Source organism: Pseudochrobactrum lubricantis, from assembly GCF_041929865.1.
Lineage (GTDB): Bacteria > Pseudomonadota > Alphaproteobacteria > Rhizobiales > Rhizobiaceae > Pseudochrobactrum > Pseudochrobactrum saccharolyticum.
Genome location: NZ_JBHEEE010000002.1, coordinates 446,338 through 467,622 on the forward strand (window position 1 = coordinate 446,338; position 21,285 = coordinate 467,622).

The 21,285-nt window shown below is 51.2% G+C and carries 16 protein-coding genes and 1 pseudogene; 7 read left to right on the forward strand and 10 right to left on the reverse strand.

The window, feature by feature from the left end:
* Positions 1–6 precede the first annotated feature (6 nt).
* From JNC80_RS06590 to JNC80_RS06600, 3 genes and pseudogenes are all read left to right on the forward strand, one after another.
* Positions 7–948: pseudogene (locus JNC80_RS06590) on the forward strand (DMT family transporter); the annotation flags it as partial.
* Positions 949–1,013: 65 nt separating this feature from the next.
* Positions 1,014–1,667, forward strand: a complete 654-nt coding sequence (locus tag JNC80_RS06595) for an HAD-IA family hydrolase (protein WP_376709823.1) — start codon at positions 1,014–1,016, stop codon at positions 1,665–1,667.
* Between the two features lie 41 nt (positions 1,668–1,708).
* Complete coding sequence (locus JNC80_RS06600; protein ID WP_376709824.1) at positions 1,709–2,509, forward strand: ATP12 family chaperone protein; 801 nt, start codon at positions 1,709–1,711, stop codon at positions 2,507–2,509.
* 178 nt (positions 2,510–2,687) lie between these two features.
* Here the strand turns inward: JNC80_RS06600 and glnA are convergent, their stop codons facing one another.
* Together glnA and JNC80_RS06610 are read right to left on the reverse strand one after the other, a co-directional pair.
* The gene (glnA, locus tag JNC80_RS06605) at positions 2,688–4,097 is read right to left on the reverse strand and encodes a type I glutamate--ammonia ligase (protein WP_022711540.1); all 1,410 of its coding nucleotides are present in this window, start codon (positions 4,095–4,097) and stop codon (positions 2,688–2,690) included.
* A 66-nt stretch (positions 4,098–4,163) separates the two neighbouring features.
* A complete protein-coding gene (locus JNC80_RS06610) occupies positions 4,164–4,502 on the reverse strand; it encodes a P-II family nitrogen regulator (protein ID WP_028233793.1) in 339 nt (112 codons plus the stop codon).
* Between the two features lie 377 nt (positions 4,503–4,879).
* Here JNC80_RS06610 and JNC80_RS06615 point away from each other — a divergent pair, with 377 nt between their 5' ends.
* Entirely contained in the window at positions 4,880–6,439 is a 1,560-nt protein-coding gene (locus JNC80_RS06615; RefSeq protein ID WP_376709825.1) for an NAD(P)H-hydrate dehydratase, read from the forward strand.
* An 86-nt stretch (positions 6,440–6,525) separates the two neighbouring features.
* Here JNC80_RS06615 and uvrA read toward each other — a convergent pair whose 3' ends face one another.
* Positions 6,526–9,447: an excinuclease ABC subunit UvrA gene (gene uvrA / locus JNC80_RS06620; RefSeq protein ID WP_376709826.1), complete on the reverse strand. Its 2,922-nt coding sequence runs from the start codon at positions 9,445–9,447 to the stop codon at positions 6,526–6,528.
* A gap of 1,281 nt (positions 9,448–10,728) precedes the next feature.
* Here uvrA and JNC80_RS06625 point away from each other — a divergent pair.
* The 3 genes from JNC80_RS06625 to JNC80_RS06635 all read left to right on the forward strand — a co-directional run bounded on the left by JNC80_RS06625 (position 10,729) and on the right by JNC80_RS06635 (position 13,856).
* On the forward strand, positions 10,729–11,844 hold the full coding sequence (locus tag JNC80_RS06625; protein WP_376709827.1) for a DmpA family aminopeptidase: 1,116 nt from the start codon (positions 10,729–10,731) through the stop codon (positions 11,842–11,844).
* Positions 11,845–12,161: 317 nt separating this feature from the next.
* Complete coding sequence (ttcA, locus tag JNC80_RS06630; protein WP_376709900.1) at positions 12,162–13,019, forward strand: tRNA 2-thiocytidine(32) synthetase TtcA; 858 nt, start codon at positions 12,162–12,164, stop codon at positions 13,017–13,019.
* 12 nt (positions 13,020–13,031) lie between these two features.
* Positions 13,032–13,856, forward strand: coding sequence for an inositol monophosphatase family protein (locus JNC80_RS06635; protein ID WP_376709828.1), 825 nt, complete (start codon positions 13,032–13,034; stop codon positions 13,854–13,856).
* A 47-nt stretch (positions 13,857–13,903) separates the two neighbouring features.
* Here the strand turns inward: JNC80_RS06635 and JNC80_RS06640 are convergent, their stop codons facing one another.
* The 7 genes from JNC80_RS06640 to purQ form a co-directional block, all read right to left on the reverse strand.
* Positions 13,904–15,193 carry a multidrug effflux MFS transporter gene (locus JNC80_RS06640; protein ID WP_022711531.1) on the reverse strand — a complete coding sequence of 430 codons (1,290 nt, stop codon included), beginning with the start codon at positions 15,191–15,193 and terminating at the stop codon, positions 13,904–13,906.
* A gap of 677 nt (positions 15,194–15,870) precedes the next feature.
* Positions 15,871–16,203 (reverse strand): Grx4 family monothiol glutaredoxin, encoded by a 333-nt coding sequence (grxD, locus tag JNC80_RS06645; protein WP_022711528.1) that lies wholly within the window; start codon positions 16,201–16,203, stop codon positions 15,871–15,873.
* A gap of 260 nt (positions 16,204–16,463) precedes the next feature.
* Positions 16,464–16,697, reverse strand: a complete 234-nt coding sequence (locus JNC80_RS06650) for a BolA/IbaG family iron-sulfur metabolism protein (protein WP_022711527.1) — start codon at positions 16,695–16,697, stop codon at positions 16,464–16,466.
* 304 nt (positions 16,698–17,001) lie between these two features.
* Positions 17,002–19,233 carry a phosphoribosylformylglycinamidine synthase subunit PurL gene (gene purL / locus JNC80_RS06655; protein WP_075654847.1) on the reverse strand — a complete coding sequence of 744 codons (2,232 nt, stop codon included), beginning with the start codon at positions 19,231–19,233 and terminating at the stop codon, positions 17,002–17,004.
* Between the two features lie 101 nt (positions 19,234–19,334).
* The gene (locus tag JNC80_RS06660) at positions 19,335–19,733 is read right to left on the reverse strand and encodes a hypothetical protein (RefSeq protein WP_022711525.1); all 399 of its coding nucleotides are present in this window, start codon (positions 19,731–19,733) and stop codon (positions 19,335–19,337) included.
* 93 nt (positions 19,734–19,826) lie between these two features.
* Complete coding sequence (locus JNC80_RS06665; protein ID WP_151159021.1) at positions 19,827–20,477, reverse strand: glutathione S-transferase family protein; 651 nt, start codon at positions 20,475–20,477, stop codon at positions 19,827–19,829.
* Positions 20,478–20,570: 93 nt separating this feature from the next.
* Complete coding sequence (gene purQ / locus JNC80_RS06670) at positions 20,571–21,242, reverse strand: phosphoribosylformylglycinamidine synthase subunit PurQ (protein ID WP_376709830.1); 672 nt, start codon at positions 21,240–21,242, stop codon at positions 20,571–20,573.
* Between the last annotated feature and the right edge of the window lie 43 nt (positions 21,243–21,285).

Below are 21,285 nucleotides of genomic sequence, written 5' to 3' on the forward strand. Positions count from 1 at the left end.
GATGAAATGGGCAGGGCAGCAGGGAGCGCGGCGTCGGCAACAGGACGGCTGGTGACAGGTTATGAGCGCCGCGCGACGATAGATACAGTGGGCGTGGCGCTGATGCTGTTTATCTGCGTCAGCTGGGGGATGAATCAGGTTGCCATTAAAATCGGCAATCAGGGCTTCAACCCGATGTATATGGCCGCTGCGCGCTCTTTCGTTGGCGGCTTTCTCGTTTTCCTCTGGTGCCGTTTTCGCGGTATTGCCCTGTTTGAAAAAGACAAAACGCTTATTCCCGGTTTGGTGATCGGGCTGTTGTTCGGTCTGGAATTTGTTCTGATTTTTGCGGGGCTGGATTTTACCAGTGCCGGACGCTCCACGCTGATGATGAATACTATGCCGTTCTGGGTGGCAATCGGTGCGCATTTTCTGCTGGGCGAGCGGATGCGGATACTCACCGTTGTCGGTATGATTGTTGCATTTAGCGGTGTGGTGCTGGTTCTCTCGGATGAATTGTCGATGCCCGGCGAGAATGCGATTTACGGCGATATTCTCTGTCTGATTTCCAGCGTGTTCTGGGCGGCGACGACACTGGTTATCAAGAAGACACCGCTGAGCGACGCTGCACCGGAAAAAACCTTGCTCTATCAGTTGCTTATTGCGGCGATTGTACCTTTGCCTTTTGCGCCGATGCTGGGGGATGCGGTTCGTGATCCGACTATGCTGACCTATGCGGCTTTTGTGTTTCAGTCGGCCTTTATTGTCGCTTTTACCTATCCGCTGTGGTTCTGGATGATCCGTCGTTATCCTGCTTCAGCACTGTCGAATTTTGCTTTACTGATCCCTGCCTTCGGGGTGATGCTGAGCGGATTGGTGCTGGGCGAGCCTATGAGCTGGAAGCTATTCGCAGCGCTTGGCCTGATCGCAGGCGGATTATTTATTGCCAATTATGCGCAGCGTATTGCTGTGCGCAAAGCAGCGCAGCAATTTGATACTGACTTGGCAAAAACTATGCAGGAAAAAGCCTCACTATGAAACTGGTGCTGTTTGATTGTGACGGAACGCTGGTCAATAGCGGCGGCGTTATTCATCGTTGTATGGCCGAGACCTTTGCCAATGCAGGTCTGCGTGTGCCGGAACTGAGCGAGACACAGGAAATTATCGGCCTGACGCTCAATCTGGCGATTTCGCAGATTTCCGGTATTCCTATGGGTGCTGAAATTGAGAACCTGACCGAGCAATATAAGCAGCAATTTCGTAAAATCCGGCTGGAGCATGATTTTGACGAGCCGCTTTATGACGGTATTGCCGAATTGATTGATGCACTGGCTGCGCAGGATGATATTCTGTTGGGCATGGTGACAGGAAAATCCCGCCGTGGCGTGATCTCGGTGATGGAACGCCATGGTTTCGACCGGAATTTTCTTGTATCCCGCTGCGCAGATGATTGTCCGTCCAAGCCGCATCCGGCAATGGTGCTGGAATGTTGCCATGAGACGGGTTGCGATGTGTCGCAGACCTTTGTAATCGGTGATACGACTTACGATATGATGATGGCGGGCAGTGCCGGTGCCACAGCAATCGGTGTAAACTGGGGCTATCATAAGCCGGACAGATTAAGTGAAGCGGGTGCCGCAACTATATTGCATCATCCGTTAGATTTGTTGGGTCAGCTTGCCCGCTGATGGCGTGGTGAGATTTTGAACCGAAATATTTAGGAAATAAAATGCGCAATATTCTTGAAGATATCGAACAGGCACGGCTCGATCACGAGGCGATGCTGTCTGATCCTGATCCGGTTATCCGCGCACAAAAGCAGATGCTGACGCCATTGCCGAAGCGTTTCTATAAGGACGTGACTGTCGGTGCCTATGAAGCCGGTGGTTTTGCCATATTGCTGGATGGCAAGCTGGTCAATACGCCGCTGCGTAACAAGCTGGTTCTGCCAACGGAAGCCGCTGCGCAGATCGTGGCAGACGAATTTGCCCGTCAGGATACGCATATTAATCCGGCAGATATGCCGGCAACCCGTCTGGTCAATACGGCGATTGATGGTGTTGCTGCGGAAACGCAGGCGGTGCTGGAAGAAATTCTGCGCTTCGCCGGTACTGATCTGCTGTGCTACCGCGCAGACAGCCCGAAAGAACTGGTTGACCGCCAGCGTGAACATTGGGATCCGCTGCTTGATTGGGCCGCGACACTCGGTGCGAATTTCGAGGTTACAGAAGGCCTGATGCATGTGGCGCAACCGCGTGAGGCGCTGGCTGCTTTCGGTGCACATCTGCGTATGGTTTCTGATCCTGTTGCACTGGCTGCTCTGCATGTGATGACCACACTTTGCGGCTCAGCAATTACCGGTTTGGCATTGTTTAAGGGTGCCATTGATGTGGATGCGGCATGGAAAGTCGCCCATGTCGATGAAGACTGGACGATTGAACAATGGGGTGAGGATGAAGAGGCGCAGGCGCGCCGTGCATGGCGGGAGCGGGAAATCCGTGCAGCTGATGCGCTGGTGCGTGCACTCTAATCAACGCTGAAATTGCTATGAATTTAAGCCGCGCCGGTTTGTCTGACGCGGCTTTTTCAGATCGATAAATGTAAAATAATCAGAGTCTTACATGGATCGCCTGTCAATTAGATTCATTGATTGTCAGGCAAATAAAAAACCCCGCCATTGGCGGGGTTTCTTGTTTCGGGAGGATGTATCAGCAGGAGTAATACATATCGAATTCAACCGGATGCGGAGCCATTTCAAAGCGCATGACTTCCTGCATTTTCAGTTCAATGAAGCTGTCGATCTGATCGTCGCTGAACACGTCGCCAGCTTTGAGGAAGGCACGGTCTTTGTCGAGGCTCTGGAGGGCTTCACGCAGAGAACCGCAAACCGTAGGAATTTTTTTCAGTTCTTTAGCTGGCAGATCATAGAGATCTTTATCCATTGCCTGACCCGGATGGATCTTGTTCTTGATGCCGTCAAGACCAGCCATCAGAATGGCAGCAAAGCAATAGTAAGGGTTTGCAGTCGGATCAGGGAAGCGGACTTCCAGACGCTTTGATTTTGGCGAATTACCAAATGGAATACGGCAGGAAGCTGAACGGTTGCGGGCGGAATAGGCCAGCAGAACAGGCGCTTCATAACCCGGAACCAGACGCTTATAAGAGTTGGTCGAAGGGTTGGTGAAGGCATTCAGTGCTTTGGCATGTTTGATCACGCCGCCGATGAAGAACAGGCAGCTTTCTGACAGACCGGCATATTCATTACCGGCGAAAGTCGGCTTGCCGTCTTTCCAGATCGATACGTGAACATGCATGCCCGAACCATTGTCACCGAAGATTGGCTTCGGCATGAAGGTTGCAGTCTTGCCATAGGCATTTGCAGTCTGGTGAACCACATATTTGAAGAGCTGCATCTTGTCGGCATTAGCGACGAGGGTGTCGAATTTCACGCCGAGTTCGTGCTGAGCGGCTGCAACTTCATGGTGATGCTTTTCAACGGTTACGCCCATTTCGGACAGAACTGTGAGCATTTCCGAGCGCATATCCTGACAGCTGTCGATTGGCGGAACAGGGAAATAGCCGCCTTTAACACGCGGACGGTGACCCATATTGCCGGTTTCGTAATCGGTGTCATCATTTGATGGCAGTTCGCTGGAATCCAGCTTGAAACCGGTGTTGTAAGGGTCGTTTTTGTATTTCACATCATCGAAGATGAAGAATTCAGCTTCCGGGCCGATGAAAACAGTGTCGCCGATGCCAAGCGATTTCACATAGGCTTCTGCTTTCTTGGCAGTGCCGCGCGGATCGCGGTTGTAGTTTTCGCCGGTAACAGGATCGAGAATATCGCAAAGCAGAACCAGAGTGGACGCTGCAAAGAACGGATCCATGTGAGCGGAAGCCGGATCCGGCATCAGAACCATGTCGGATTCATTGATGGCTTTCCAGCCGCCGATGGAGGAGGCGTCGAACATAACGCCGTCGGTGAACATGTCTTCATCAACCATACCCACATCCATAGTCACATGGTGCAGCTTGCCTTTAGGGTCAGTAAAACGCAGGTCAACGAATTTTACGTCGTTGTCAGAGATCAGTTTCAGAATGTCATGGGCGGTCGTCATATGCATTTTCCTATTGAACGACGTTAAACTGAGAAAATTTGTCCGGCAAAACCGGTGACTTACATATCAGATAGCATCAGGACCGGTTTCGCCGGTACGAATGCGGATCACTTCTTCAACGCTGGAGATAAAGATTTTACCATCGCCGATACGGCCGGTTTGTGCGGCTTTGCGGATGGCTTCTACCGCTGCATCCACTGCATCATCGGCAAGCACGACTTCGATTTTTACCTTTGGCAGAAAATCGACAACATATTCCGCGCCGCGATACAGTTCAGTGTGGCCTTTTTGACGGCCGAAACCCTTGGCTTCCAGAACGGTGATACCTTGCAGGCCGACGTCCTGAAGTGCTTCTTTGACTTCATCAAGTTTGAAAGGCTTAATGATAGCTTCGATTTTTTTCATCAGAATGCTGCCTCCGTTTATTTCTGAGCCTTACATGGCCTTGAAATATCATAAGCATAAATCGTGCCAAAATCTGCGAATTTATAAAATGACGGGTAAAATTTATAATTTTTTATGGGCAGGCAGAATTTTAATTGGCAGCTTTTGATGCAGCTTGTTGAAATGTTTGGTTTATTTTTAAATTATGTCGAAAGGTGAAATTCAGCTGAGGCAAAGAATGTGCAGAAATTTCAGGCAAGGCTGCATCTGCATTGCCTTTGCATGAAAAAATGGCAGTGATAAATATGATTGCCGGATTTGAATTGCCTAAAATTTAGGCATTGTGCGTTTTAAATAAGCATGTGCGAAGCAATGAAACATTCTTGCAGGAGCCTGATATGGAATTATTGACGCCGGAAGAGATGGGGCAGGCTGACCGGATTACCATTGCGGGTGGTATTGCAGGCTATCATCTGATGCAGCGCGCCGGACAGGCGGTATTTGAGGAGATTGTAAGATTTTGGCCAGATGCCCGTTCTGTGGCTGTGCTTTGTGGTTCCGGTAATAATGGCGGCGATGGCTATGTCGTCGCAAAGCTGTTGAAGGCGGCGGGCATATCTGTGGCTTGTTTTTATACGGAACAACCCAAAACGGACAGTGATGCTGCTCTTGCCTGTGCTGACTATGTGTCTTCAGGCGGACAGGTTCTGCCGCTTCATTATTTTATACCCGAGGATTATCCGCTGGTTGTGGATGCTTTGCTCGGTGCGGGATTGGTGCGCGATGTAAGCGGAGAGCTGGCAACTTGTATCACAAGGCTGAACATGTCCGGTATATCTGTCTGTGCCATTGATCTGCCAAGCGGTGTATCAGGACTGGACGGGCAGGTTAAGGGTGTGGCTGTGCAGGCGCAGCACACTGTTACGTTTTTCCGTAAGAAGCCCGGGCATTTATTGCAACCGGGACGTGAGTTATGCGGTAACGTCAGTGTTTGTGATATCGGCATTGAAAATACGATACTCGAGAAAATACCGGTCAGGCTTTATGAAAATCTGTCGGAGCTCTGGCGTGATGTTCTGCCTGTTACACAGAGCAATGCCCATAAATTCACACGTGGCCATGTCGGGGTGTTTTCCGGCGGGATGATGTCCACCGGTGCTGCACGCCTGAGTGCTTCTGCTTCTGCGCGTACAGGGGCGGGGCTGGTGACAATGATTGCGCCTCCGGATGCATTGCCTGTTCATGCCGCCCATCTGACGGGCACGATGCTGTATCCGTTAGGTGAAATTGCTGATGTTCTGAATTTTATTAAAGCGAGAAAAGTCAAAACTGCGGTTTTGGGGCCTGCCTTTGGCGATTTGCCAAGAGCGCGGGATTTGGTATGTGCATTAATGGCGGATAGTGCAGATGGAGCCGGTTTGAAAACATTGGTGCTGGATGCGGATGGCATCACAGCATTTAAAGATCAGCCGCAAATATTGTTTGGTGCTGCAGAACGATCAGGCTGTTTGCTGGTGCTGACACCTCATGAAGGAGAGTTTCAGCGGTTGTTCGGTGAATTGGTTACGGATAGTCAGAGTAAAGTTGAGAAAGCGCGGCAGGCTGCTCAGCTCAGCCATAGTGTGGTGATTTATAAGGGGGCGGATACGGTGATCGCCGCACCGGATGGCCGTGCTGCAATTAACAGCAACGGTAATACATTACTGGCAACTGCCGGTTCCGGTGATGTGCTGACCGGTATTATTGCGGGGCTATGCGTACAGGGCATGCCAGCCTTTGAGGCTGCCTGTGCGGCGGTGTGGATACATGCGGAAACTGCAAATTGTTTTGCTGAGGAAGCGCCGGTCGGTTTAATCGATGAAGATATGCCTGACCTGATTGTAAAAGTATGGGCAAGGCTTGAGAAATACGGCTTGCTCTCAAGTGACAGCATATCCCTGAAAAATGGGAAGCACTGAGATAAGAAAATCAGTTCACAGCGCTGATTTTCGTTCCCGTATCATTTAATAAAAACGCCGCCTATTTTATCAGGCGGCGTTTTTATTTATTCAGCTGCGAGTGTTTTGCCGTCAGGACGGCGTTCCAGCAGTTCTTTAAGGAAGTGGCCGGTATAAGAACGCGGTTCGGCGACGATATCTTCCGGTCGACCGGCTGCGACGATTTCACCACCGCCGTCACCGCCTTCAGGGCCGAGATCCAATACCCAATCCGCCGTTTTAATGACTTCGAGATTATGCTCGATAACAGCAACGGTATTGCCCTGATCGACCAGTTCGTGCAGCACTTCCAGCAGTTTGGCAACGTCATGGAAATGAAGGCCGGTGGTTGGTTCATCAAGAATGTATAGCGTCTTGCCGGTTGCGCGGCGGGATAGTTCCTTGGCGAGCTTAACACGCTGGGCTTCACCGCCGGAGAGGGTGGTCGCCTGCTGGCCGATCTTGATATAGCCAAGGCCAACGCGGTTCAGCGTTTCCATCTTGTCGCGGATACTTGGCACCGCAGCGAAGAATTCCACACCTTCTTCAACCGTCATATCAAGAACATCGGCGATGCTCTTGCCTTTAAACAGAACTTCCAGTGTTTCGCGGTTGTAGCGTTTGCCGTTACAAACATCACAAGTCACGTAAACATCCGGCAGGAAGTGCATTTCAATCTTGATAACACCGTCACCCTGACAGGCTTCACAGCGTCCGCCTTTGACGTTGAATGAGAAGCGTCCTGGCTGATAGCCGCGTGCTTTTGCTTCCGGCAGACCGGCAAACCAGTCGCGGATTGGTGTGAAGGCACCGGTATAAGTTGCCGGATTGGAACGCGGTGTACGGCCGATTGGTGACTGATCGATATCAATGACCTTGTCCAGCAGTTCCAGACCTTCAATCCGGTCGTGTTCGGCTGGATGCTCGCGGGAGCCCATAATTTTACGTGAAGCAGCTTTATACAGGGTTTCGATCAGGAAGGTGGACTTACCGCCACCGGATACGCCGGTTACTGCGGTAAAGGTACCGAGCGGAATTTCACCGGTTACGTTTTTCAGATTATTGGCGCGGGCGCCGACAACCTTGATGCGTTTGGATTTGGTGATCTTGCGGCGCTCCGCCGGAACCATAACCTGCATTGCGCCGGACAGATATTTGCCGGTGATAGAATTTGGATTGTTTATCACTTCGGACGGTGTGCCCTTAGCAATAATCTGACCGCCATGAACACCGGCTGCCGGGCCGATATCGACCACATAATCGGCGGTGAGGATGGCATCCTCATCATGCTCAACCACGATCACTGTATTGCCGAGATCACGCAGATGACGCAGTGTGTCGAGCAAACGGGCATTATCGCGCTGGTGCAGACCAATGGATGGTTCATCCAGCACATAGAGAACGCCGGTCAGGCCGGAGCCGATCTGCGAAGCCAGACGGATACGCTGGCTTTCACCGCCGGAAAGCGTGCCGGAATTACGCGACAGTGACAGATAATCCAGCCCCACATCATTGAGGAAGCGCAGGCGCTCACGGATTTCTTTCAGAATACGGGCAGCAATTTCGTTCTGTTTATCATTGAACTGCTGGTCAATCGTGCTGAACCACTGATCTGCATTACGGATCGACATTTCCGTTAACTGACCGATATGCATCATGCCGACTTTAACCGCCAGTGCTTCCGGTTTCAGGCGATAGCCTGCACAGGAAGGACAAGGTGTGGCCGACATATAGCGCTCAATCTCTTCGCGCGACCAGTTGGAATCGGTTTCCTTCCAGCGCCGCTGCAGATTAGGAATAACACCTTCAAATGTCTTGGTTGTTTCGTAAGAGCGTGAGCCATCCTTATAAACAAAGGTAATTTCTTTGCCTTTTGTACCATGAAGCACAGCCTTTTGGGCATCTTCACTCAAATCCTGCCATTTATCGGTCAGCTTGAAACCATAGGCTTTGCCCAGTGCTTCCAATGTCTGATTGTAATATGGCGATGAGGATTTTGCCCAAGGTGCGATTGCACCGTCTTTCATACGCAGAGTTTCATCCGGCACAATCAGGTTCGGGTCAATGGCCTGCTGAGAACCAAGACCGTCACAGGTCGGGCACGCACCAAACGGATTGTTGAAGGAGAACAGGCGCGGCTCAATCTCGGCAATGGTAAAGCCAGAAACAGGGCAGGCGAATTTTTCCGAGAACAGCACGCGCTCATGGGTGTCGTTTTTGGATTTATTGGCGCTGTCTGCTGCGGTTTCTTCCGGTGGCAGCGGCTTATCCGCAAATTCTGCAATCGCCAGACCTTCTGCCAGTTGCAGACAGGTTTCCAGACTGTCGGCCAGACGCGAAGCCAGATCAGGACGCACCACAACGCGGTCAACCACCACATCAATATCGTGCTTGTATTTCTTATCCAGTGCCGGTGCGTCAGCTATTTCATAGAAAACACCGTCAATTTTGACACGCTGAAAGCCTTTTTTCTGCAGTTCAGCGAGCTCTTTGCGGTATTCACCCTTACGGCCGCGTACAATCGGCGCCATGATATAGAGGCGCGTGCCTTCTTCAAAAGCCATCACGCGGTCAACCATCTGGCTGACAGTCTGGCTTTCAATCGGCAGGCCGGTGGCAGGGGAGTAAGGTACGCCAACGCGCGCATAGAGCAGGCGCAGATAATCGTAAATCTCGGTGACAGTACCGACCGTTGAGCGCGGGTTGCGGCTGGTGGTTTTCTGTTCAATGGAAATTGCCGGAGACAGACCGTCAATCTGGTCAACATCCGGCTTTTGCATCATTTCCAGAAACTGGCGCGCATAGGCTGAAAGACTTTCGACATAACGGCGCTGACCTTCAGCATAAATCGTGTCGAAAGCGAGCGATGATTTACCGGAACCGGACAGACCGGTCATGACAATCAGCTTGTCGCGCGGCAGATCAATATCAATATTTTTCAGATTATGTTCGCGGGCGCCGCGAATGGAAATAAATTTTTGATCGCTCATCAGCATTGTGCCTGCGGTTGGTGCGTAACAATTTGGCCGGAAACAGGAGAATGGCAGGATTTACAATGCCTCAGCCGAAACTCAGACATTTATATAGGTGCGCTCTGCTCAAACTCAATATTGACCGGATTTGTACTCTGTTTTGCGGAACCGCGCTGCACTGATGACAGTCCAGCTGCTCTCCCGCAATTTTGCAAAAGGTTATAGAACAAAATATGAACTTAAGTCCAGTCAGATTTTGGTTGTAATCGCAGCAAAGCAGAATTTCTTGTCTAGAGCGGTTTACGTCTAGATTGGATCATAGTACTCGCTCTAGATTCTTTATTTGGTCGCATTATCACGGGCGTCAAGTTGATCCAACTTGACTGTGAAATGCTCTAAGTTCATCAAATGACGATGTAATATAATGTGAAAACCTATCAGTTGACGATGCGCTGTCCTGAGAGCACACTGAAATTGTCTTCAGCATCAGCGGAGGAAAGGGATGTAAAGTCCCGAACAGCTGAAGACGGGCGAAAGCCCAGACAGGAACTTATACTGTTCCGCGCGAAACAGGAGGAATATAAGGATGAGTCCACCTGACCATGCATGACGATATTGTATCGTCGAAAAATAATGTTTTTTCTGAAACTACCGGATTTCTGTAAGGACTATCTGTGAAGATAGTATGTATAGAAAGATCAATGACTATATTCACCGGTCTGTGTGCTTCGGCAGCAAATCGCAGAATATAGGATTTGCTGAAAGTGGTAAGGTTCTGAAAATTATAGCTGAATGCTATATCTGCGGTTCAGAGCCAGACTGTCACAAATGAAAGTTGAAGTGTGGTTTTATTGAAAGAGCAACAATTTATCATTTCTGCAGATAACCTGCCTTTACGGCAGCTTTCTGAAAGCTTGTCGGCGAATGACTACCGACAAAATGGGATGAACCCCAATCAAAAGCCCTGCGCGCCAAAATAAGTGAGCGGCAGGGCATTTTTGTATCTTGCATAAACTTATTGCCGAGGCAGATGTGCCTCTATCCTTTCTCATCTTCTCTCCCAGCTTAATAGTGATGCGATAAGCCTGCTGATAACGGCGGATGAAAGCAATTGCGCGGATAAATTTGCGGTGCTTATATGCCGATGGTGGTATCGGGGAGCATGACGACATACCGCCACGGAGGGTTCTCAAAAATCAGGGCAAAGACGCTGTGTTTTTGCCTGAAGACAGTTTGCAACAGCGGCGGCTCCTGCTTCTGGCGGAATTGTTTTGATTGCAGAATATGGAAATAATTTTAATGACAAGCATATCGCATAAACCGCGCGCGCGTGATCTCGGTATTCCGTTTACAGGCACAACCGGCCCGAATAATGCCATTACCGATGTTGAAGGCGTGACGGTTGGTTATTCGACGATTATCGAAGGTGAGGGCAAGTTAGAGACCGGTAAAGGCCCTGCACGCACCGGCGTTACAGCCATTCTGCCACGGGGTAAGACATTCAATCCGGTTTTCTCCGGCTGGTATTCTCTCAATGGTAATGGCGAGATGACCGGCACAACATGGGTGGAGGAGAGCGGTTTTCTGGAAGGGCCGATAGCGATCACCAATACGCATAGCGTTGGCGTGGTGCGGGATTCTGTAGTTTCATGGCTGATTGATAATGATCTGACGGGGCCGCATTTCAAAGACCTTTACTGGCTGTTGCCGGTGGTTGCTGAAACATGGGACGGTATCCTGAACGACATCAACGGCATGCATGTGAAGAAAGAACATGTCTATGCCGCGCTGGATAATGCTGCGGGCGGTAGAATTGCAGAAGGTAATGTCGGCGGCGGCACCGGTATGAACCTGTTCCATTTTAAAGGCGGCACCGGTACATCATCCCGTAAATTGAGCGAAGATGAGGGCGGTTATACTGTCGGCGTCTTGGTGCAGGGTAATTTCGGCAGACGGCCGGATTTGATGATTTCCGGTGTGCCGGTTGGTGAGGAAATTACCGAGCTGATGCAGGATACCTCATGGACGCGTGAGGAGAGCGGCTCGATTATCGTTGTCGTGGCAACGGATGCGCCGCTGTTGCCGCATCAATTGAAACGGCTGGCGCGTCGTGTGCCTGTTGGCATTGGTCGTGTCGGCGGTTTTGGCGCGAATGGCAGCGGTGATATTTTTATCGCGTTTTCAACGGCCAATCCTGATGCTTTCAGTCGCGAAGAGACTACACAAATGGAGATGGTTTCCAATAATAAAATGGATCCGCTCATTCAGGCTGCTGCTTTGGCAACCGAAGAGGCGATTATCAATGCGATGATTGCTGCGGAAACCATGAAAGGGCGGGACGATAATATCTCTTACGCGCTTCCGCATGACCGGCTTGTTGAAGTTATGAAGAAGTATAACAGACACTCTGAATGAAATTTGTGACCGGGAGGCGGCTGAAAAGCCGCTTCTTTGTTGCGAACAGGGACGGTTCGCTTTATTCGAGGCTAAAGAGCGCCGTGTGCCAGACTTGGCACACAAAGGTCGCTCGAACACTTAAAAATTAGAGCATAATTCCTTAAACTGATCCTAGTTTAAGGAATTATGCTCTAACAGCAGTTTTTTGCAGCAGAGATATTATGAATATTCACGATACAGCCCTGAACGGCGATACAGGTTCAGATTTGCAGGACAAATTGGCGAAATCTGCGCCGGTTTCCGATATCAGTCAGGAACTGGATGATTATGCATCCATGAGTGATGAGGACATGGGCGGAGACGGGTGCCACCCGCTGTTCCGCAATGTGCCGTCCTCGGTGGGCTTCAATAAGCTGCGTAAGCGTTTGCTGCGCCAGACCCGTCAGGCGATGGATGATTTCGCCATGGTGCGTCCGGGTGACCGCTGGCTGGTTGCGCTGTCAGGCGGTAAGGATTCCTATGGCTTGCTGGCGCTGCTGCTTGATCTGAAATGGCGTGGTCTCCTGCCGGTTGATCTGATTGCCTGTAATCTCGATCAGGGACAGCCGAATTTCCCGAAACATATTCTGCCGGATTATCTGACCAAAAATCAGATTATCCACCGCATTGAATATCAGGACACCTATTCGATCGTGACGGATAAGGTGCCTGAAAATCAAACTTATTGCGCGCTTTGCTCCCGTCTGCGTCGCGGTAATCTCTACCGTGTTGCGCGTGAAGAGGGCTGCTCGGCGCTGGTGCTTGGTCATCACCGCGAAGATATTCTCGAAACCTTTTTCATGAATCTGTTCCACGGTGGTCGTCTGGCATCGATGCCGCCGAAACTGCTGAATGATGAGGGCGATTTGCTGGTCTTGCGCCCGCTGGCCTATGCAGCGGAAGATGATCTGGCAAAATTTGCCACAGCGATGGAGTTCCCGATCATTCCTTGCGATCTGTGCGGCAGTCAGGACGGCTTACAGCGCAATATGATGAAGGCGATGCTGACCGATATTGAAAAGCGTATGCCGGGTCGTAAAGATACGATGATCCGCGCGCTGGCCAATGTGCGCCCGAGCCATTTGCTGGATCGTAAGATTTTTGATTTTGCGTCGCTGGTAGCGCCGGAACTATCCTCCTCCTCAGAAGAATAACGGAAGCAGACTATGTTTGATCATCGCGAGATTAACTGGCTGGCTGATTTGCTCAGCTCGACCGCTGACACTGAAATTCTGCCGCGCTTTCGCCGGCTGGACAGTGGCGATATCCGCCAGAAAACCTCGGCTGCTGATCTGGTGACTGAGGCTGATGTTAATTCGGAAAAGGTGATCACCGCTGCTCTGCGTGAGCGCTTTGCCGGTGCGATGATCGTTGGTGAAGAAGCCTGCAGTGACAATCCGGCATTGTTGGATGGTCTTAACTCTGCGGATCTGGCTTTCACCATTGATCCGGTGGATGGCACATTCAATTTCGCATCCGGCGTGCCGCTGTTTGGTGTCATGCTCTCAGTTAATATCAAGGGCGAGACCGTTGCCGGTATTATCTATGACCCGATGGGGCGTGACTGGCTGATCGGCGTTAAAGGGGCGGGCAGCTATATCCGCCGTGCCGATGGCAGTGAACATAAAGTGCGTGTTGCTGACGCTCCGGCGCTCAAGGAAATGACCGGCTGTGTGTCATGGCAATATCTGCCGGAGCCGGATCGTACGCTGGTTGCCGGTAATCAGGCGAAGTTTCTCTCGCATCTCGGCTATCGCTGTGCAGCGCATGAATATCGCGTGATTGCCACCGGTTCTGCGCATTTCGCGGTTTATAACAAGCTGATGCCTTGGGATCATCTGCCCGGTAATCTGATCCATCAGGAAGCCGGTGGTTATACTGCGCGGCTTGACGGCAGTGCTTATAGACCGGGTCATGTTGATGGCGGTTTGATTATCGCACCGGATAAAGACAGCTGGCAGGCGATCAAACAGGCGCTGTGGCAGAAGTAATTATCTGTTCTATAAAGGAAAAGGCCGCATTAAGCGGCCTTTTTCTTTTATTTCTCAATCACATGCTGCGGTGAAGGCGATACCGCGCGGAACAATTTGCCCTGTTCTGCAATCAGCACAAACACCATCGCGATAGCACCGACAATGAAATAGCCAAGTGCCATTGGTACGGTTGTGCCGTTGAAGGACTGGCCGATCAGCATACCGATCGCTGCACCGGTCAGTGACTGTACAAAGCCGAGAACGGAAGAAGCCGTACCAGCAACCTGTCCGAGCGGTTCCATCGCCAAGGCGTTGAAGTTGCCGCCGATAGAGCCGAAGCAGAACATGATCAGCGCGAAGATCACGATGTAAATCGGGAATGGCACAGGGCCTTCAAAAAACACCGACAGCAGGAACAGCAGCAGGCTGAGGCTGATAAATGTAATCAGCAATACCTGCGAAATCCGGCGCATGCCGAAACGTCCGACCATCCGTGAATTCAGGAAGGCGGACAGTGCCATGAAGGCGGCAACGGCAGCAAATGCTACCGGAAAGCCGCGTCCCAGATCATAAATGCCGACATAAATCTGCTGTGCAGAATTGATGAAGCCGAACAGCGAGCCGAGCATAAAGGATGCGGCCAGCGTGTAGCAGAATGCCACGCGGTTACCGATAACAATGCCGAAGCCGCTGATAATGGATTTGGCTGTGAAAGGACGGCGGTTTTCCGGTGCCAGAGTTTCCGGCATACGGGAATAGGCCCAGAAGCCGATCACACAGGCAAACAAAGCCATAAAGCCGAAGATCATATGCCATTCGGAGAAGATCAGAATGACTTCGCCGGTTGCCGGTGCAATCACCGGAACAATCATGAAGACCATCATGGCAAGCGACATGATTTCAGCCATAGCGCGGCCGGAATAGCGGTCACGCACAATCGAAACAGTCATGACGCGGGTAGCTGCGGCACCGATCCCCTGCAGGAAGCGCAGAACCAGCAGCATATTAAATTCCGGCACCCAGACGCAGGCCAGCGAGGTGACGACATAAATGCCGATACCGATCAGCAGTGGCTTTTTACGGCCAAAACGATCACTGATCGGGCCATAAAGCAGCTGTGAGACTGCAAAGCCGAACAGGTAGACTGTAACGACATATTGGTGATGGTTCGGTGTCAGAACACCGAGAGAATTGCCGATTTCGGCCAAAGCGGGCAGCATGACATCAATAGCCAGCGCATTGATTGCCATCAGTGCCGCGATAAGGGCAATAAACTCCGGTCTGGATAATTTAAATCCGTCGGAGGCTTGATTGCCGGATGCAGATACCGCATCTGCAGGAAGTTCACTTTTCATCTTTTACATGCCTTGTCCGGCCGGAAATACGGTCGGAAAAATCTATTGCGGATCAGCAACCGGCAGACTGATGATGACACAATTTGCTATTGTTGTGTCTGTGGCCGGATACTGAAGCGATGTTCCGCAAACCGCTGAAACTCGGATTGTTTACGGAACAGAGGTGTTTTGAATAGCGCGCAGGCAGAAACAGTCCGGTATCTGCCGAGCTATAAAGGGCGAAAGCCGTGCAGCCTCAAAACGGTTACAGGGGCGTCCGCAATCTTGTGACCTGAAACTTCAGGAAGGGCATTTACCGCAGCAATTCGATGCAGCCTTATGCAGGCGGTGCCGCAGATAAATACTGTTTGAAAATATTGATACCGGAAGAACTTTTCGCCGCATTCGTGAGATACTGCGCTCAAATTTCTGGCGAAGCAGTTTTACAGGCCGGTATATTCCAACATATAGGGATTTGCGCAGAGCGCAATCTGGCCGGAATGATAAATTCTATTTAGAGCATAATTTTTTTAAACTTGAATCAGTTTAAGTTTAAATTCTGCTCTTATTTTCAAGTGTTAGAGCGACCTTTGTGCGCCCAATAGGGCGCACGGCGCTCTAATAGTTTAAATGAAAAAAAACGGCAGAAGATCTGCCGTTTTTTGATAATCACATATTCGTGAAGTCTTTGCTGCGGATCAGGCTGCCTTGGTGGCAATGCCTTTTTCTGTCAGCAGAGCCTGCAATTCACCGGCCTGGAACATTTCGCGCACGATATCGCAACCGCCGATGAACTCACCTTTTACATAAAGCTGAGGAATAGTCGGCCAGTTGGAATATTCCTTGATGCCCTGACGGATTTCGTCAGAAGCCAGAACATTGATGCCTTTATAGTCAACACCGATATAATCCAGCACCTGAACAACCTGACCGGAGAAACCGCATTGCGGGAAATCCGGTGTGCCTTTCATGAAAAGCACGACATCGTTGTTTTTGACTTCATTATCGATAAGCGCAGTGATGCCGCTCATGGGAGTGTCCTTTCATTGCCGGCGGGACAAATTCCGCCAGAGTTAGGCTTTAGAGCATTTCCGGTTTTGATTGTATCAGAGGAAATGCTCTATTTCTTTGTTTTAACGCATTTCCTGACGCAAAACCGGTTCCCACTTTTGCTGGAAATGCTTTAAATATCGGCTGCTTTTTAAGCGATGCAGGAAACATCTTCCAGAACGCCTGTTGCCGCAGGGTATTTTGTGAGCCTGACTGCACTGCACTCAGGCTCAGTGAATTGTTATTCCGGTGCGCGGGTCTGCAATGCCAATGCGTGCAACACGCCGCCCATATTGCCGCCGAGGGCGTCATAAACCATCTGATGCTGCTGAACGCGGGTTTTACCGCGAAAGGCTTCCGCTACGACTTCGGCAGCGTAATGATCACCGTCTCCGGCAAGGTCGCGGATGCTGACAACAGCGCCGGGAATGCCTGCCTTGATCATGTCTTCAATATCACCAGGTGCCATAGCCATATTAAAATCCTCCGAGAGCATTTTTTCTGATCAGAGTGTGCCGCGACCGATCTGTTCTGTCGCACCAGCTCTGTTTTTTTGTTTTAGCATCTTGTCCAAAACCTGTCTTAAGCTTTTGGGGATACTCTTCTTAAATTGGAGCCTGCGTCTCGGTGTTTCAAGACGCAGGCTCCGTTATTAACGGGTATTAAAATCTAGAGCGTGTCGCGTTTAATGGAACTGATAGCGATCGCTCTAGATTCTTTTCATTGTCGCATGTTCGCGAACGCTAAATGAAACCATTTAGCTGCGCCATGCTTTAGTATCAGATTTCGCCGTTCATATAGTCAGGGAACCATGATTCATAGGCCTGATGCAACTGTTCAACAGATACAGGCTTTGCGGAACCGAGGATAACAGACTTACCACCGGTGCGGCCGATGAATGGTGCTGCAATACCGGCTTTTTCTGCGCGGCTCTGTACCTGTGCCAGATTGGCTTCGGTCACGGTCAGCACATAACGTCCCTGATCTTCACCGAAGAAGGTGAGAACCGGATTATGGGCTGCCGGTTCATTAATGGTTGCGCCGATTTCGCCTTTGATAGCCATTTCAGCAACAGCCTGCGCCAGACCGCCCGATGAACAGTCGTGAACAGCGGTAACCAGACCATCTTCGATCAGACCACGAACGAAGTCGCCGGTCGCTTTTTCATGCGCCAGATCAACATGCGGAGCAGGGCCGTCGATGCGGTTGTGAACGTCACGCATATAGGCGGACTGGGCAATATGTGTGCCCCAGCCTTCCGGTGCGCCTGCGAGCAGAATGGCTTCGCCTTCGCCTGCAAAACGGATGCGTGCCATTTTCGACCAGTCTTTGATCAGGCCAACGCCGCCGATGGTCGGTGTCGGCAGAATGCCCTGACCATTGGTTTCGTTATAGAGCGATACGTTACCGGAAACAATCGGGAATTCCAGCACGCGGCAGGCTTCGCCAATACCTTTGATCGCATGAACCAGCTGGCTCATGATTTCAGGACGCTCAGGATTACCGAAATTGAGGTTGTCGGTCGAAGCAAGCGGTGTAGCACCGGTTGCTGTCAGGTTGCGCCAGCACTCGGCTACAGCCTGCTTACCGCCTTCAAACGGATCAGCTTCCACATAACGCGGTGTTACGTCGGAAGAGAAAGCCAGAGCTTTGGTTTCATGGCCGTCAACGCGGATCACACCGGCATCGCCACCCGGCAATTGCAGGGAGTTGCCCTGAATCAGCGTGTCATATTGTTCATAGACCCAGCGGCGGGAAGAACCATTGGCGGAATTGAGCAGCTTAATCAGGCTGTCAGCAATATCGGCCGCCGGTACATCATCGGCAGCCAGCGCTTTTGGTGCAACAGCCGGTGTCCACGGACGATCATATTCAGGCGCCTCATCACCGAGTTCCTTGATCGGCAGATCGGCAACCTGTTCACCCTGATGGAAGACGCGGAAACGCAGGTCATCAGTGGTTTTACCAACGATAGCAAAATCCAGACCCCATTTTTTGAAGATCGCCTGTGCTTCTGCTTCCTGTTCAGGACGCAGCACCATCAGCATGCGTTCCTGACTTTCAGAGAGCATCATTTCATAGGCGGACATCTGCTCTTCGCGCACCGGTACGGTGTCGAGGTTCAGTTCAATGCCGAGATCGCCTTTGGCGCCCATTTCAACGGCGGAGCAGGTGAGACCGGCAGCGCCCATATCCTGAATGGCAATAACCGCACCGGAAGCCATCAGCTCAAGGCAGGCTTCAAGCAGGCATTTTTCGGTAAACGGATCGCCAACCTGAACGGTCGGGCGCTTTTCATCAATCGATTCATCAAATTCAGCCGATGCCATTGTCGCACCGCCAACGCCGTCACGACCGGTTTTCGCACCGAGATAAACAACCGGCAGGCCAACGCCTTCAGCCTTGGAATAGAAAATCGCATCGGATTTTGCGAGACCCGCTGCAAAAGCATTGACGAGAATGTTGCCGTTATAACGGGCATCAAACTCCACTTCACCGCCGACAGTCGGCACGCCGAAAGCATTGCCGTAACCGCCAACACCGGAAACAACGCCGGAAACGAGGTGACGGGTTTTCGGATGGTCTGGCTCACCGAAACGCAGAGCATTCATGGCTGCAACCGGACGGGCACCCATGGTGAATACGTCACGCAAAATACCGCCGACACCGGTCGCCGCGCCCTGATATGGCTCGATATAAGACGGGTGGTTGTGGCTTTCCATTTTGAAAACAACGCAATCGCCGTCATCAATATCGACAACACCGGCATTTTCACCCGGGCCCTGAATAACGCGCGGGCCGGTTGTTGGCAGAGTGCGCAGCCATTTCTTGGAGGATTTATACGAGCAATGCTCGTTCCACATTGCCGAGAAAATACCCAGCTCCGTAAAGCTTGGCTCACGACCGATCAGGTCAAGAATGCGCTGGTATTCGTCGGGCTTGAGGCCGTGTGAGGCAATCAGTTCCGGTGTGATCGGGTAATCATTACGGATTGACTTTTTGCTGTCCATATCGGTGTCGCTGTCTTCTTTGATCTATGAGCCGGAGCTCGGATATGTGATAGGTTCGATGCTTAATTCTTATGTGCCGCCAGCTTCGCTGGCATAATCGGTTAGCAGCTTTTTTGTCCGGAAGCCCAGCGCGCTGTATCGCGCTCGATGCGTTCGGAAAGCGGGCTTTGCATTAACGGGCCGAAACGCTCCATCCGTCCCGGATTGCCTTCTGCCTGCACAACCAGCAAAGGCCGGTCATTCGGGTTCTTTGCTGGGACGACGAGAATACGCGGTCGGCCGGTATAAGAAACCAGTTCCGGCGCCAGCGTATATTGGCGGAACTGAGGGTCGCCGGATTTAAACCAGCATTGTCTTGCACCAAGCGCCACGCGCTCCATGGTCGCTAAAGCCGTATGGCTCACATTGCCCGATGCGGGAGACGGGGATTTTTTAGACGCGAGACATCCGCTTAAAGCAACTGCGGACAAAGCCATTACAATTATATGCGCCAATTTCATTAAAGACTGAGCTCCGCAGGGGAAATGATTGTATGGTATTTCAGCATTTGCAAAGCCTGACTATTGTTTGTCAGGCTTTGCGTTTTTTAGGCTTTAGCTAGCTTTCGCCAGAGCTTTGCGGGCATCCTGCATTTCGCCTAAAACGGCAGCGATTTCAGGAATACCTTCTGCATTGGTTTTATAGCCTTCGATATTCGGGCAATCATCCAGAATGGTTTCAAAGCCTGGAAAACGACGCAGGCTTTCCAGCAGGAAGCGCGTTGGCGCAAGCCATGCATCCGCCAGTGTCACATGCTCACCTAATGCGTAAGGGCCGGAAGAAATACGGTCTTCAACGGTTTTCAATGCATGGTGTACATGGTTGAAGACTTTCGCTGCTTTATCCGCAGGAAGCGGATTGGCAGGGCCTGCCAGCAAAACAGGGATGATCGACGGCAGCACATCCAGATCGAGCAGACGCATAATGATGCGAATTTGTGCGCGGTCTTTCGGATCGGCCGGGAGCATCGGTTTTTCAGGAAAACGCTCTTCCAGATATTCTGCAATTACAGAGGCTTCAAACAGTGTTTCACCGGAACCGGTGACGAGCACAGGAATGCGGCGCATAGGGGAGATTTCACGGAAGCTCTCCGGCAGCGGTGGTCCGGCAGGCGCATCAATCAGTTTCAGCGGCAGGTCTTTGACCTCAGCAATAATGCGGATAAAGGCGCAGTAGGGTGATAAAGGCTTGTTATAGAGCTTCATAGTACTTCCTCCCGTTTTGCTGTTATGCAGGTCATGCTGCTGTAAAAGGAAATGCCCGCGCCGCGTTATTGCGCAAAGCGGGCATAACCTGATTTAGGAAGCCAGACGATCCAGCGCCGATGCAAACAGCGCGCGGCCGTCGGTACCGCCATGCGCCTGTTCGATCAGATTTTCCGGATGCGGCATCATGCCGAGCACATTGCCTTGTGCATTGGTAATACCGGCAATGTCATTGACTGAACCATTCGGGTTGGTGCCTTCCGCATAACGGAACACAACCTGACCATTGTCTTCGATCGATTTCAGAACATCGCTTTCAGCAAAATAATTGCCGTCATGATGGGCAACAGGGCTGCGAATGATCTGACCCTGTTCGTAACCGCGGGTGAAGACGGTCTGGTTATTGGCGATTTCGAGCTTTACTTCACGACAAACGAATTTCAGCGAAGTATTGCGCATCAGCGCGCCCGGCAGGAGACCTGCTTCGAGCAGAATCTGGAAGCCGTTGCAGACACCGATGACGCGCACACCGGCTTCTGCCTTTTTGCGCAATGCCTGCATCACAGGCATACGGGCTGCAATCGCACCGCAGCGCAGATAGTCGCCGTAGGAAAAGCCGCCCGGAATAACGATCAGGTCAACATCAGGAATTTCTGTGTCGGTCTGCCACACGGTCTGCGGAGCTTTGTCACCGATTTTTGTCAGTGCGGCAATCATATCGCGGTCGCGGTTCAGGCCGGGAAGAAGGATAACTGCTGATTTCATAGTGCAGATTACTTTCTTTTAATCCAACGCAGTAGCGGACGGA